General features: G+C 66.0%; 12 protein-coding genes. 4 read left to right on the top strand and 8 right to left on the bottom strand.

Annotated elements, in window-relative coordinates; translation table 11 throughout:
• Positions 1-22: 22 nt before the first annotated feature.
• Entirely contained in the window at positions 23-787 is a 765-nt protein-coding gene (locus ACFVVC_RS19785) for an alpha/beta hydrolase family protein (RefSeq protein WP_387457242.1), read from the top strand.
• 33 nt (positions 788-820) lie between these two features.
• On the opposite strand, the gene ACFVVC_RS19790 is transcribed toward ACFVVC_RS19785, so the two are convergent.
• A complete protein-coding gene (locus ACFVVC_RS19790) occupies positions 821-2,122 on the bottom strand; it encodes an ABC transporter substrate-binding protein (RefSeq protein ID WP_387457245.1) in 1,302 nt (433 codons plus the stop codon).
• Between the two features lie 293 nt (positions 2,123-2,415).
• Here ACFVVC_RS19790 and ACFVVC_RS19795 point away from each other — a divergent pair, with 293 nt between their 5' ends.
• Positions 2,416-4,677, top strand: a complete 2,262-nt coding sequence (locus tag ACFVVC_RS19795; protein WP_387457248.1) for a hypothetical protein — start codon at positions 2,416-2,418, stop codon at positions 4,675-4,677.
• Between the two features lie 17 nt (positions 4,678-4,694).
• Here the strand turns inward: ACFVVC_RS19795 and ACFVVC_RS19800 are convergent, their stop codons facing one another.
• The 7 genes from ACFVVC_RS19800 to glyA all read right to left on the bottom strand — a co-directional run bounded on the left by ACFVVC_RS19800 (position 4,695) and on the right by glyA (position 11,310).
• Positions 4,695-5,603 carry a YihY/virulence factor BrkB family protein gene (locus ACFVVC_RS19800; protein WP_387457419.1) on the bottom strand — a complete coding sequence of 303 codons (909 nt, stop codon included), beginning with the start codon at positions 5,601-5,603 and terminating at the stop codon, positions 4,695-4,697.
• 121 nt (positions 5,604-5,724) lie between these two features.
• Complete coding sequence (locus ACFVVC_RS19805) at positions 5,725-6,429, bottom strand: 2'-5' RNA ligase family protein (RefSeq protein ID WP_387457251.1); 705 nt, start codon at positions 6,427-6,429, stop codon at positions 5,725-5,727.
• 4 nt (positions 6,430-6,433) lie between these two features.
• Positions 6,434-7,477: a tryptophan--tRNA ligase gene (trpS, locus tag ACFVVC_RS19810; protein ID WP_387457254.1), complete on the bottom strand. Its 1,044-nt coding sequence runs from the start codon at positions 7,475-7,477 to the stop codon at positions 6,434-6,436.
• A gap of 16 nt (positions 7,478-7,493) precedes the next feature.
• Positions 7,494-8,327, bottom strand: coding sequence for an exodeoxyribonuclease III (locus ACFVVC_RS19815; protein ID WP_387457257.1), 834 nt, complete (start codon positions 8,325-8,327; stop codon positions 7,494-7,496).
• Positions 8,328-8,337: 10 nt separating this feature from the next.
• Positions 8,338-8,901, bottom strand: coding sequence for a hypothetical protein (locus ACFVVC_RS19820; RefSeq protein ID WP_387457260.1), 564 nt, complete (start codon positions 8,899-8,901; stop codon positions 8,338-8,340).
• A gap of 204 nt (positions 8,902-9,105) precedes the next feature.
• Positions 9,106-10,008 (bottom strand): bifunctional methylenetetrahydrofolate dehydrogenase/methenyltetrahydrofolate cyclohydrolase, encoded by a 903-nt coding sequence (locus ACFVVC_RS19825; protein ID WP_387457263.1) that lies wholly within the window; start codon positions 10,006-10,008, stop codon positions 9,106-9,108.
• 3 nt (positions 10,009-10,011) lie between these two features.
• Positions 10,012-11,310 carry a serine hydroxymethyltransferase gene (gene glyA, locus ACFVVC_RS19830; protein ID WP_387457266.1) on the bottom strand — a complete coding sequence of 433 codons (1,299 nt, stop codon included), beginning with the start codon at positions 11,308-11,310 and terminating at the stop codon, positions 10,012-10,014.
• Between the two features lie 277 nt (positions 11,311-11,587).
• Here glyA and purU point away from each other — a divergent pair, with 277 nt between their 5' ends.
• Both purU and ACFVVC_RS19840 read left to right on the top strand, forming a co-directional pair.
• Positions 11,588-12,448 (top strand): formyltetrahydrofolate deformylase, encoded by an 861-nt coding sequence (gene purU / locus ACFVVC_RS19835; RefSeq protein ID WP_018761944.1) that lies wholly within the window; start codon positions 11,588-11,590, stop codon positions 12,446-12,448.
• 82 nt (positions 12,449-12,530) lie between these two features.
• Complete coding sequence (locus ACFVVC_RS19840) at positions 12,531-13,049, top strand: gamma carbonic anhydrase family protein (RefSeq protein WP_387457269.1); 519 nt, start codon at positions 12,531-12,533, stop codon at positions 13,047-13,049.
• Positions 13,050-13,053: the final 4 nt, after the last annotated feature.

Genomic DNA, 13,053 nt, shown 5'->3' on the forward strand with positions numbered 1-13,053 from the left:
GTACCAAGCGAAAGGGGACAGCATGTCCCGCTCCGAAAAAGTATCCTTCGCAGGCTCAACCGGCGAGACGCTGTCCGGAATCATCGACGTCCCGGAAGGCCCCGTCAAGGGGTGGGGCGTTTTTTCGCACGGCTTCACGCTCGGCAAAGACAGCCCCTCCGCGTCCCGGATGTGCAAGGCACTGGCGGACAGCGGCATCGGCATGCTGCGGTTCGACAACCTGGGCCTGGGCGGCTCCGCCGGCGAATGGTCCGCGGGCTCGTTCAGCCACAAGGTGGCTGACACGGTGAAGGCCGCGGAGTTCATGCGGGCGGAGGGACGGGAGATCTCGCTGTTGGTGGGCCATTCGTTTGGTGGTGCGGCCGTGCTGGCGGCCGCTCGGGAGATTCCCGAGCTCGACGCCGTGGCGACGGTCGGTGCGCCCTTCTCCCCCAAGCACGTGGCGCACGTTTTTGACGCCGCCCTCGACAGGATCCTCAGCGAGGGGAGTGCCGAGGTGGACCTGGGTGGGAAGAGGGTGGAGATCCGGCGGCACTTCGTGGAGGACCTGGAGAACGCCGACCTGACTGACTGCATCCGGCAGCTGCACAAGCCGCTGATGGTGCTGCACTCCCCCACCGACAACACGGTGGGCATTGAGAACGCCAGCACGATCTTCCAGACCGCCCGGCATCCGCGCAATTTCGTCTCCCTGGAGGGAAGCGACCATCTGTTGACCGGCAAGGGCCAGGCCGCCCGCGCCGCCCGGATCATCGCGGCCTGGGCCGACCAGTACCTCGACGCCTGAAGCACACCCCGCTCCAGGCGCCAGGTCAGCCGGCTACTTGCCGATGGCGGCTCTGCTCTCGCTGATCCACTGCTCTGCCGCCTTGTCCGGCGCCAGCCGCTTGAACAGGACCTCGGTGTTGATCCGGGCCGTGATTTCGGAGACGGCGGTTGAGCCTGTGGGTCCAATGTAGGTGGGGGCGAAGTCCATCTTGCCGATTTGGTTGATGTAGGCGGCCTCCACCTTCCCCTGTGGCGTGAGCATGTCCTGGATGGCGCTGCGCATGTCGGCGTTGCTGGGAACGCCCCTGTCGCTCTGGATGATTTTGGCCGCCGACTGGTCGTTGACCAGGAAGCTGACGAGCTTCGCCGCAGCGTCCGCGTGCTTGCTCCGGGCCGAGATGGTGTAGAACTGCGAGGACTGGAGCCAGATGCCGGGCGTGGGTTTTTCACCAGGGAGCTTGAGCAGCTTGAGGTCGGCGCCGGATGCCTTGCTGAGGGCGGACAACGAGTTGCTCCAGGTCAGCATCATGCCCGCCTTGCCCATGCCCATAAGGGTTTGCTCGGTGCTGACGTTGAGCTTCTCGACGGTCTCGGAGGCGCTTGGAGCCGCCCCGGTTCCGCTCAACCTCAGCGAGTAGTCGAAGTAGTCCTGGACAGTTGCCCTGCCGAGCCCCAACTGGCCGTCCTGGGTGTACAGCGATTCACCCCGCTGGCGGGCGAAAGCGTCCAGGGAGTCGTGGGTGAGCACCGTCGCCGTTCCGTAGGTCCCCTTGGGACTGTGGGCCGTGACATCCGACGCGATCTTTGCGAAGTCGTCCCAGCTCCAGGAAGTATCGTCCGGCAGCGGAACTCCCGCGGCGGAGAACACCGCCGGATTGGCGACGATTGCCAGGGCGTTGGCGCCGGTGGACACCCCGTATTGCTTACCCTTGACCTGGCCGTTTTCCAGTGCGCCCTGGTCCATCTTGGACAGATCCAGCGGGCCCTTCACTGAGGCCAAATCCAGCAGGGCACCCCGGTTGGCGTACTCCGCCGGATAGGCGCCTCCCATGGTGATGACGTCGGGTGCATCGTTGGCGGCCACCTGGGTGGCGAGCTTGTCGAAGTATCCGCCGATGTCGCCGTACTCCGGCTTGACCTTGATGTTCGGGTTGGCCTTCTCGAATTCGGCGATGGCCTTGTTGGTCAGGTCGGCGCGGCCTGCGTTGCCCCACCAGGAAAACCGGATTTCAACAGGGCCGTTCTCAGCCTGGCTGGATGGGGTACTGGAGCACGCGGCGGTGAGGCCAACGAGTGCCAGGGCCGACAGGATGGCAGTTGATTTACGAAGGCTTCGGATAACTTTTCGCGTCATTGGGCAAGCTTCTTCCGAGATGAGAAAGCGATTTCGTGAAACGTATCAAAAGCCTGCTTCCGACGTCAAGGGCCTATTATCGAGCACATGTGCAACAGGGGCTTTCCTGACTGCTCCGATAGTTTTTGGCACCGGGGAACGCGGGCGGACGGTTGACAGCGCTCCGCCGCACACTGAGGATAATGGGTGGAAAGCGCTTTCTGAAACGCCGCCATTGCCGTTCCAGCAAGCTTCCCGGCCAAGCGCTTTCGCCAGCAACCGTGTTTCAATCCACCATCAGGAGGCCGTTCAGCGTGCACGACGAAGGCACCACCGGCCCGGTTCCGGCCGATGCGCCGTCAGGCAGCACCACGCCCATCGACAGGCGGGCCCTGGTCAAGCGGCACAATGTCAGCCAGCGAACCCTGGACCCGCAAAGCCCGGTGTCAGTGGGCAACGGCGAGTTTGCCTTCACGATGGACATCACCGGAGTGCAGACTTTTCCGGCCGAGTATCCGGTGGGTGCCCGCGATGACGCCCTCCCGCCGGGAACGCTCCTCGGTACGCAGTCCCAGTGGGGATGGCACTCCTGCCCCCCGGAGGAACCCTACGGACTCGCCGGATCCACCGTTTCCTATGATTCCCCTCGCGGGCCGGTGCCGTATGTGGACATGGTGGGAGACATCGTCAACGACCGAGAGACCGGCACCTCCGCCGCCGAAACATGGCTGCGGGCGAACCCGCACCGGCTGGATCTGGCACGCATCGGGTTCATGCTGGCAAAAGGCCCAACCGAGGGTGCCATCGGCCCAACGGACCTGGCCGGCACCGGGCAGACCCTCGACCTGTGGACAGGCACCGTCCACAGCGGTTTTACCCTTGGCGGCCGGCCGGTCAACGTCCGCACCGCGTGCCATCCCCGTCGCGATGAACTGGGCCTCCACGTGGAATCACCCGCACTCCACGAGGGGCTGGTCATCTGCATTGATTTCCCCTACGGGTCCGAGGCCTGGCACGACGCCGCCGACTGGAGCCGGCCGGAGGCCCATACCACCACCCTCGGGGAGGCTGTCGCGTCAGATGTTCATCCTGGCTCGACATCGTGGACCGTCCGCCGTGAACTGGACAACGCCCGGTACCGGGTGGTGGTCAGCGGCAGCGGAATCGTCGTGGAACAAACGGGCAGGCACCGGATCCGGATCAGCACATTGCCCGGGGGCCCCGCCGTGCTCGACGTGGCGTTGGCCTTTGTACCCGCCGGCGACGGCGACTGCATCCGGCGGACCGGGGACGACGCCTCCCCGGCGGAACTGCCGCACGGAGACGCCAAGGCCGGTGCCGCCGTCGGGCCCTGCCCCGGCACCGACGGCCCGGGCAACAGCATTGCCGCTGCCTCCGCGGACCATTGGGAGGGGTTTTGGACCACGGGTGCCGCCGTGGAACTGGATGCGGCCGCGGACGCCCGCGCCAAGGAGCTTGAGCGCCGCATTGTCCTCTCCCAGTACCTGACGGCGGTCAACTGCGCCGGTTCCCTCCCGCCCCAGGAAACCGGACTGGTCTGCAATTCGTGGCGCGGACGGTTCCATCTGGAGATGCACTGGTGGCACGCCGCGCACTTCGCCCTCTGGGGCCGTGCAGAACTCCTCCTGCCGTCCCTGCGGTGGTACGCCTCGATCCTCGAAACATCGCGGCGGACGGCGAGGGCCCAAGGGTTCGACGGCGTCCGCTGGCCCAAGCAAGTAGGCCCGGACGGGCGGGAGAGCCCCAGCCCGATCGGCACCTTCCTCGTCTGGCAGCAGCCGCACCCCATCTACCTCGCAGAACTCGCCTATCGCGCCAATCCCTGCAAGGAGGTCCTGGCGGAATTCGCCGAGATCGTGTTCGAGTCGGCCGCGTTCATGGCCAGCTTCGCGCACCCCACGGCGCGGGGATTCGAGCTGGGGCCGCCCCTCATTCCGGCCCAGGAAAGCTACGGGCCGCTCCGGGCCTCCGTCACGAATCCCACCTTTGAGCTGGCTTACTGGCAGTGGGGCCTCCGGGCCGCCGCCTCATGGCGGGACCGGCTTGGCCTGGAACCTGTGGCAGATTGGCAGGACGTTGCAGGACGACTCGTTCCGCCGCGGATCATGGACGGCGTCTACGCCGCGATCGACGTGGAGCCGTTCACCATCAGGACCGACCACCCCTCAATGCTGTGCGCGCTGGGGGTCCTGCCGCGGACGGACCTCATTGACGAAGACATCATGCGGGCCACTCTGGCAGATGTCCTGGCCGGCTGGGACTGGGACAGTACCTGGGGTTGGGACTACCCGGTCATGGCCATGGCCGCTGCCCGCCTCGGTGATCCGGAAACCGCTGTGGACGTCCTTTTGCAGGATGCGGGCAAGAACACGGTCCTGCCCAACGGGCACAACCGCCAAACCGACTCCCTGCCGCTGTACCTGCCCGGGAACGGCGGTCTCCTCGCCGCCACCGCACTGATGGCCGCCGGATGGGACAACGGCCCGGACCGGCGCTCCCCCGGTTTTCCGCCCGGCTGGACGGTGCGGTGGGAGGGACTGCTGCCGTTCCCCTAGCAGTCCCATCGCCGGGGTCAGGTCTGGGGTGTCGCGCGGCGGGCACCGAGGATCGTCTTGCGGGGCTTTCCGCCGGACCCGAGGTCCGCCTCGCGCACTGCTGACCACCCCGCGGACACGAGGTAGGCCTGGCTGACCAGATTGAACCAGATGAGCAGGCCGATGATGATGGCAAACGGTGCCAGGATGGGGTTGCGGCTGGCACCGCCCAACAGTTCCGTGCTGAAGATCTGCAGCACGGTGGTGCCCACGGCAGCAAGGATGGTGCCTTCGAGCAGGGATTGGCGGGAAAGCTTCAACCCGGCAGCCAACCGGAACATGATCAGCGCTGTGACCCAGTTCAGGACCAGTGGCACCAGGATCTTGACGGACGTGGTGAGTGGGCCGGCCAGGGCGTCGCTGAGATGCAGGAAATCGGCGACCCACCCGGCGGCGGTGCCAAACACCAGCGATGCGCCCGCACTGATCACCAGCGCCACGCCCAGCAGGAGCAGTGTCCCGGCGTCGCGCAGCTTGAGCAGGATGGGATTGACCACCAGCGGAGGCAACTCTACGACGCCCCGGAGGCCGTCCCGGAGACCGTTGATCCAGCCGAGCGATGTAACCACGGTGACCACGGCGCTGATCACGGCCGTCCAGCCCAGTCCGCTGGGATCCAGCAAGTCCTTGGGGTCCACCAGGCCATCGCCGCCGTTGACCTTCAACAGGCCGGGGGCGCTCCTGGCCACGCTGCTGATGATGGTGTCCAGCAATGCCGGCTGGCCGCGGAGCACCAGGCCGGCCACGGAAAAGCCGGTGGCCAGCAGGCCGGTGATGGAGAAGAACATGTTGAAGCCGATGCCGGCGCTCATCAACGGCCCGTAATGGAGCCCGTAATGCCTGAACGCGCGCATGGGCCGCAAGACGTTCAACCGGGCAGTGATCAACTGTACCCACGCCAGCAGCGCCGGAACTTTGCCACCGGATCGGCGCGCCTTGTGCCAGTCTGTCCGCTTCTGGATGACGTCCAGCTTCAGCCGGGCGATTTCGGTGGGCAGGGGCTGTTGGTCAGCCGGCGTCCGTTGCGGTGTCCGCGGCAGCGTCCGTGAAGGGGGTGCCGGCGTCGTTGTTAGTTTCGGTCCCAAAATCCAGCTCTTCCCTTAGCTGCCAGATGCCGTCGGCATCATGCTCATAGAGTCCCATGCTAACCACGGGGAAGGTTGCCTTATAGTTCTTCAGTGCCGTTTCGGCCTCGTCCAGGCTTTCCGGGGCGACGTCGTGCGCAATCGTGACGTGCGGATGGTAGGCGAATGGCAGCTCGCGGTGCAGGGGACCCTGCTGCAGCCTGCGGTGCAAATCCACGCAGTGCTCGAACCCGTCCTCCACCTTGATGAAGACAACAGGCGAGACAGGGCGGAACGTTCCCGTCCCGGCAATGGTGACCATGAATGGCCTCTGGCACCGGGCAACCTCGCGGACGTGCCGGCGGGTTGCCTCCCAATCCTGGGTGGGCGTGGTGGTGATCAGGGTGATGTGCGCCGGTATCACCCCGGCCATCGGATCCCCGAATGACGCCCGCCAGCGCTGCAGCTCCTCGGCAATCTCCTCCGGGAAGCCCAGGATGACGCCCACGCTGACGTCTTCGGTGCGGGCCGTGTCACCCTCCGCCACCGTATCCTGGCCCGGCTGGTCTTCGTAACGGTTACCCAGGGTCCGCTCCGCCTCGCCGGCGGAGCATGCGCCTCCCCTGGCGGTAGCGTTTTTCGAAGACATGGCGCTAGCGGACTCCAGCGAGGCTGAGGGACGGCAGGAAGCCCATGCGCTCGTACACCCGTGCGAGGGTGACCGACGCGATCTCGCGGGCCCGGTCGGCCCCCAGGGCCAGCAGCCGGTCGAGCTCGGCGGGATCAGCCATGAGCTCGTTCGTGCGGTTGCGGATCGGGGTGATGAAGTCTACCACCACCTCGGCGAGGTCCACCTTGAGATGGCCGTACATCTTCCCCTGGTATTCGGCTTCCAGCTCGGCGACCGGTTTGCCGGTGAGGGCGGAATAAATGGTCAACAGGTTGGACACGCCGGGCTTTTCCTCGGCGTCAAAACGGATCTCCGTTCCGGCGTCGGTGACAGCTGACTTGATGCGCTTGGCCGCGATCTTGGGATCTTCCAGCAATTGGATGGCGCCGTTGGGCGATTCTCCCGTCTTGGACATCTTGGCGCTGGGGTTCTGGAGATCGTAGATCTTGGCGCTTTCCTTGACGATCGTTGCCTCGGGCACCGTGAAAGTCTGGCCAAACCGGGTGTTGAAACGCTGGGCCAGGTTGCGGGTCAGTTCCAGGTGCTGGCGCTGGTCCTCACCCACAGGGACGAGGTCGCTCTGGTAGAGCAGGATGTCCGCGGCCATCAGCGTGGGGTAGGCGAACAGGCCCAGCGTGGCGGAATCTGCTCCGGACTTCTGGGTCTTGTCCTTGAACTGGGTCATCCGCGAGGCCTCGCCGAAGCCGGTAATGCAGTTCAGTGCCCAGGCGAGCTGGGCGTGCTCTGGCACATGGGACTGGACAAAGAAGATGCTCTTGTCCGGGTCGATACCGGCCGCGATGTACTGGGCCGCGACGATACGGGTCCGTTTGGCAAGTTCCCCGGGCTCGAAGTCCACCGTGATGGCGTGCAGGTCCGGGACGAAGAATACGGCGTCGTACTCCGCCTGCATGTCCACCCAGTTGCGCACGGCTCCGATGTAGTTGCCCAGGTGGAGGGAATCGGCAGTGGGCTTGGCGCCGGAGAGAATGCGCTTCTTGGCGGTCGGAGAAATCTGGCTGGTCATCGAAGAACTTTCGGGCTTAGAGCTGGTAGTCCACTACCAGCGGGGCGTGATCGGAGAAGCGGGTGTCCCACGAGGCGGCGCGGTCAACGACGGCGGAGAGGGCGCCGGCCGCCAGCCCGGGGGTGGCCAGTTGGTAGTCGATGCGCCAACCGGTGTCATTGTCGAACGCTTTTCCGCGCTGGGACCACCAAGTGTAGGGCCCGTGCATCTCGCCGGACAGGTTCCGGTGGACGTCATGCCAGCCGATTTCCCCGCCCAGGAAGCGGTCGAAGTATTCGCGTTCCGCCGGCAGGAAGCCGGCCTTCTTCACGTTGCCCTTGGCGTTCCGGATATCGAACGGCGTGTGGGCGACGTTCAGGTCTCCCACCACCAGGGCATGGTCGCTGTGCTTGGCCAGCTCCGGCAGCCGGATGCTCATGGCATCCAGGAAACGGAATTTGTCGTCCTGCTTTGGTGTCCCTACCTCGCCCGAGTGCACATAAGCGCTGGCCACGGTGAGCTGGACGGGGTTGCCGGCGGCGTCCGGGTACCGGAAGTCAGCCTCGACCCAGCGCCCGGCCGTTGCAAAGTAGTCGTCGCCGATGCCGTTCCTGGTGGCGAGGGGCTCTTGCCGGGACGCGATGGCGACGCCGGCACGGCCTTTCGCTTCCGCTTCGGCGTGGAGGATATGCCAGTCATCGCCGAGCAGCTGCCGGACGATCGCGTCAGGGGCGCGTACCTCCTGCAGGCAGAGAATGTCCACATCCCGCGGCTCAAGCCACGCCGCCATGCCGTTTTTGTAGGCAGCCCGGAGGCCGTTTACGTTGACGGATGCGATGCGAAGGTGGTCCTTGTTCAATGCCGAGCTCACCCGCTCCACTCTAGTCGATGATGGTTCCGGCGACCGGCTCTCCGCTGCCGCCGGAGGACTTGATCATGTCCCGGGCGTTGGTGGCTGTGATCTCGATGGTCTCCAGGGCGCGGTTGATGGTGTCCTGGTTGGCGGCGGCACCCTTGGCGCGCTCCTCTTCCACCACGCGGACCTGCACCTGGACGATCTTGAAGGAGTGGTCAAGCTTGAGGTCGCGCACTTCGTCCGCTTCGGAGCGTTCGTAGATGACGCGGGTTCCGCCGTGGTCGGCGGATGCGGGCGCCGGGGCACGGCCGGTGGCCGTGTTGAAGGCGCTCTGAGCCTCGGTGAGCTTTGCCCCCGCCTTCCTGGCGGCCCGTTGGATGCTGAAGACCACGAACGCGGCCAGGGCCAGCCAGAAGCCGGCGATGATGGCTACAACCCAGCCCACGACGTCGTTCTGGTTTGCCGCAAAGAGGACGGCCACGATGAACGCCGTCACCAGGACCATCAGGCCCGGCCCGCTGATGCGGAACATCGAAAAGCCGCCCTTGGCGGGTTTGGAGGATGACGGTGAGCTGCCCAAAGTTCGCATGCAGCCATTGTCTCAAATGGCGGGCAGTGCTCCGGCCGTCTTCCACCCCCGGCGAACAGGGGCCGGCTGACTCAGGAGGAGGCTTCGGAGGCGGAGGGTTGGCGCACGTGGATGTGCGCTTGCAGTTTCGTTACAACGGCCGACGGCGGCACGGCGCCTTCCGTCGAAAGGTGCCGTGCCGCCGTCGTGGGCCGGGTGGCGTGACTAGCGCGCGATGCCGGCTGCGCGTTCCGCTGCTTCCACCACGTTGGTCATCAGCAGCGCCACGGTCATGGGTCCGACGCCACCGGGGTTCGGCGAGATCCATCCGGCCACCTCGGCGGCGGCGGGATCGATGTCGCCGTAGACGCGGCTCTTGCCCGTCTCCGGATCGGTCTCGCGGGTAACCCCGACATCCAGCAAAGCCGCGCCCGGCTTGACGTCCCCTGCCTTGACGATGTGCTTGACGCCGGCGGCGCCCACGATTACGTCCGCCTGCCGGAGCAGTTCCGAAAGGTTCGTGGTGCCGGTATGGGTCAAGGTCACGGTGGCGTTGACGTCCCGGCGGGTCAGCAGCAGCCCGATGGACCGGCCGATCGTGACGCCGCGGCCCACCACCACAACATGCTTGCCCGCCAGGCTGTACCCGTTGCGCTCGAGGAGCTCGATGACGCCCCGGGGCGTGCACGGCAGCGGCGTGGTGATCTCATGGTTGACGTTAAGAACCAACCGGCCGAGGTTGGTCGGGTGCAGCCCGTCGGCGTCCTTGGCGGGATCGATGCGTTCCAGGATGGCGTCGGTGTCCAGGTGCTTGGGCAGCGGCAGCTGCACGATGTACCCGTGGCAGGCAGGGTCCGCATTGAGTTCGTCAATGAGGGCCTCCACCTGCTCCTGGGTGGCGTCCGCGGGAAGTTCGCGCTGGATGGAGTTCATCCCGATCTGCGCAGATTGCTTGTGCTTCATGGACACATACAGCTGCGAGGCCGGATCCGCCCCGACGAGCACGGTAGCGATGCCCGGAATGACGCCCTTGGCCTTGAGTGCGGCCACGCGGTCAGCCAGCTCGGCCTTGATGGCAGCGGCGGTGGCCTTGCCGTCAAGGATCTGCGCGGTGGTGGTTTCAGTCATTGGTCACCACTGCTCGTGCTGGGGGTAGAGCGGGAAATCAGCTGCCAGCTTGTCAACGCGGGACTGCAGGGCCTCGACGTCGGCGCTGTTGCCCGCCTTAAGGGCGGTGGCGATGATCTCGGCGACCTCGGTGAACTCGGTGGCGCCGAATCCGCGGGTGGCCAGCGCCGGGGTGCCGATGCGCAGGCCGGAGGTGACCATCGGCGGGCGGGGATCGAAGGGCACGGCGTTGCGGTTGACGGTGATGCCCACGGAGTGCAGGAGGTCCTCGGCCTGCTGGCCGTCCAGCTGGGAGTTGCGCAGGTCAACGAGCACCAGGTGCACGTCGGTGCCGCCGGTGAGGACGGAGACGCCTGCCTCTGCGACATCGGCCTGGTTCAGGCGGTCGGCGATGATCTTGGCACCCTCAAGGACGCGCTCCTGGCGCTCCTTGAATTCCTGCGTGCCGGCGATCTTGAAGGCAACGGCCTTGGCCGCGATGACGTGCATGAGGGGGCCGCCCTGCTGGCCCGGGAAGACGTTGGAGTTCAGCTTCTTGGCCCACTGTTCCTTCGCGAGGATCACACCTGAGCGGGGACCGGCGAGGGTCTTGTGCACGGTGGACGTGACCACGTCGGAGTGCGGGACCGGGCTGGGGTGCAGTCCGGCGGCAACCAAACCGGCGAAGTGTGCCATGTCGGTCCAGAGCAGCGCGCCCACCTCATCGGCGATGGAGCGGAATGCGGCGAAGTCGAGGTGGCGCGGGTAGGCGGACCAGCCGGCGATGATGACCTGTGGCTTCTCGGCGATGGCCTGCTCACGCAGCTTGTCCATGTCGATGCGGAAGTTGTCTTCCTCGACCTGGTACGCGGCAACCTGGTACAGCTTGCCGGAGAAGTTCAGCTTCATGCCGTGGGTCAGGTGGCCGCCGTGTGCCAGGGACAGGCCCAGGATCTTGTCGCCCGGGGTGATCATGGCGGACAGCGCAGCGGCGTTGGCCTGGGCGCCGGAGTGCGGCTGGACGTTGGCGTACTCCGCGCCGAACAGGGCCTTGACCCTGTCGATGGCCAGTTGCTCGGCAACGTCGACGTACTCGCAGCCGCCGTAGTAGCGGCGGCCCGGGTAGCCCTCGGCGTACTTGTTGGTCAGGACGGAGCCCTGGGCTTCCATCACGGCGCGGGGCGCGAAGTTCTCGGAAGCAATCATTTCCAGGGTGCCGCGCTGGCGGCCAAGCTCCTGGTCCAGGACTGCGGCGATTTCGGGGTCGAGCTCTGCCAGCGGCTGGTTGCTGACGGCTGTGGTTGAGGTGGCTGTAGTAGTCACGAAGAACTCCTGGCTAGGGATACGGGCACTGCTTAGGTCAGGCTACCGGCTGGCGCGCCCCCGCACCGCGTTGATGACAGCGCGTGGAAGCACAAGGCATGGTGCTGCTGTACTGACGCAGGCGCAGCCCCACAACCGGCAAAACATGACCCTCGGCCCAGGCGTACGATCCGTGGTCTTCGTGATTGCCGCTCCCTGGTGGTTAGCCACCCAACGCCAGTTGCGACCATTCCAGCGTACCAAAAGCACCGTCCGCCGCGCGGGTAGGCTATTACGCGTGAATGAACAGCTGCTGAACCAAGCGTACGTCGTAACCCTGTCCTGCCCGGACCGTCCCGGAATCGTCCATGCAGTGGCCGGCGCCCTCCTGGTGGCAGGCTGCAACATTACGGATTCACAGCAGTACGGCAGCCCCTCAACCGGCAACTTCTTCATGCGCGTTGAGGTCACCACACCCGCCGCCAAGTCCGAACTGCGTGCGGCCCTTGAACCGGTGGCGGAGGCCTTCTCCATGCAATGGAGCCTGAACACCGTGGGCGACAAGGTGCGCACCCTCGTGCTTGCCAGCACCGCCGCACACTGCCTCAACGACCTTCTCTTCCAGCAGCGTTCCGGGACCCTGCCCATCGAGATCCCCGCCATCGTGTCCAACCACCGGGACCTGGCCGGACTCGCGGAGTTCTACGGCATCCCGTTCCATTACATCCCGGTCACCAAGGACACCAAGGTGCAGGCGGAGGACAAGCTGCGCGGCATCATTGCCGAACACGGCATCGAACTGACGGTCCTGGCCCGCTACATGCAGATCCTCTCCGACGACCTCTGCACCGAGCTGACCGGCAAGGCCATCAACATCCACCACTCGTTCCTGCCGTCCTTCAAGGGCGCCAAGCCGTACCACCAGGCCCACGCGCGCGGCGTGAAGCTGATCGGCGCCACAGCTCACTACGTGACCGCAGCCCTTGACGAGGGGCCAATCATTGAGCAGGAAGTCATCCGGGTGGATCACGCCCGCACGGCGGAGCAGTTCGTCCAGATGGGCCGCGACGTGGAGGGGCGCACCCTGGTCCAGGCCGTGCAGTGGCATGCCGAACACCGGGTGCTGCTGGACGGCAACCGGACCGTGGTCTTCAACTAGGTCGCAGCAGATGCCGTTTTGGGGCCTCAAAACGGCATCTACTGCCAGTCAGTTGGGTGCGGGCGTGGCTTAGGGTGAAGCCATGGCTCCCCTTTACCCTTTCGGCGGCAAATCCCCGGCCGTCCATGAATCAGCATTTATCGCCCCGTCGGCGTCGATCATCGGCAACGCCACCCTGGCCGCAGACTCCAGCGCGTTCTACGGGGTTTCCGTGCGCGCCGATACCGCGGCCATCACCGTGGGTGCCGGCAGCAACCTGCAGGACAACGTGGTGCTGCACGCCGACCCCGGCTTCCCCTGCACGGTGGGCGACCGGGTCAGCGTGGGGCACGCCGCCGTCGTGCATGGCTGCACGGTGGAGGACGACTGCCTGATCGGAATGGGCGCCACGGTCCTCAACGGTGCCGTGATCGGCGCCGGCTCGCTGGTGGCGGCCGGCGCGGTCGTCCTGGAAGGAACCGTGGTTCCGCCGCGCTCCCTGGTCGCCGGGGTACCCGCCAAGGTGCGCCGCGAACTGACGGAAGAGGAGTTCGACGGCGTGCGCGCCAACGCTGCCCGGTACGTGGAGCTCGCGGCGAAACACCGCGAGATCCACCAGTAGGTTT

The sequence above is a fragment of the Pseudarthrobacter sp. NPDC058196 genome (genome assembly GCF_042882685.1).
Taxonomy (GTDB): Bacteria; Actinomycetota; Actinomycetes; order Actinomycetales; family Micrococcaceae; genus Arthrobacter.

Bases quoted from the DNA above. Each gene is read 5' to 3' on its own strand.
- ACFVVC_RS19820 (WP_387457260.1), bottom strand. From the start codon at position 8,901: ATGCGAACTTTGGGCAGCTCACCGTCATCCTCCAAACCCGCCAAGGGC.
- trpS (WP_387457254.1), bottom strand. From the start codon at position 7,477: ATGACCAGCCAGATTTCTCCGACCGCCAAGAAGCGCATTCTCTCCGGC.
- ACFVVC_RS19840 (WP_387457269.1), top strand. From the start codon at position 12,531: ATGGCTCCCCTTTACCCTTTCGGCGGCAAATCCCCGGCCGTCCATGAA.
- ACFVVC_RS19805 (WP_387457251.1), bottom strand. From the start codon at position 6,429: ATGTCTTCGAAAAACGCTACCGCCAGGGGAGGCGCATGCTCCGCCGGC.
- ACFVVC_RS19790 (WP_387457245.1), bottom strand. From the start codon at position 2,122: ATGACGCGAAAAGTTATCCGAAGCCTTCGTAAATCAACTGCCATCCTG.
- ACFVVC_RS19785 (WP_387457242.1), top strand. From the start codon at position 23: ATGTCCCGCTCCGAAAAAGTATCCTTCGCAGGCTCAACCGGCGAGACG.
- ACFVVC_RS19825 (WP_387457263.1), bottom strand. From the start codon at position 10,008: ATGACTGAAACCACCACCGCGCAGATCCTTGACGGCAAGGCCACCGCC.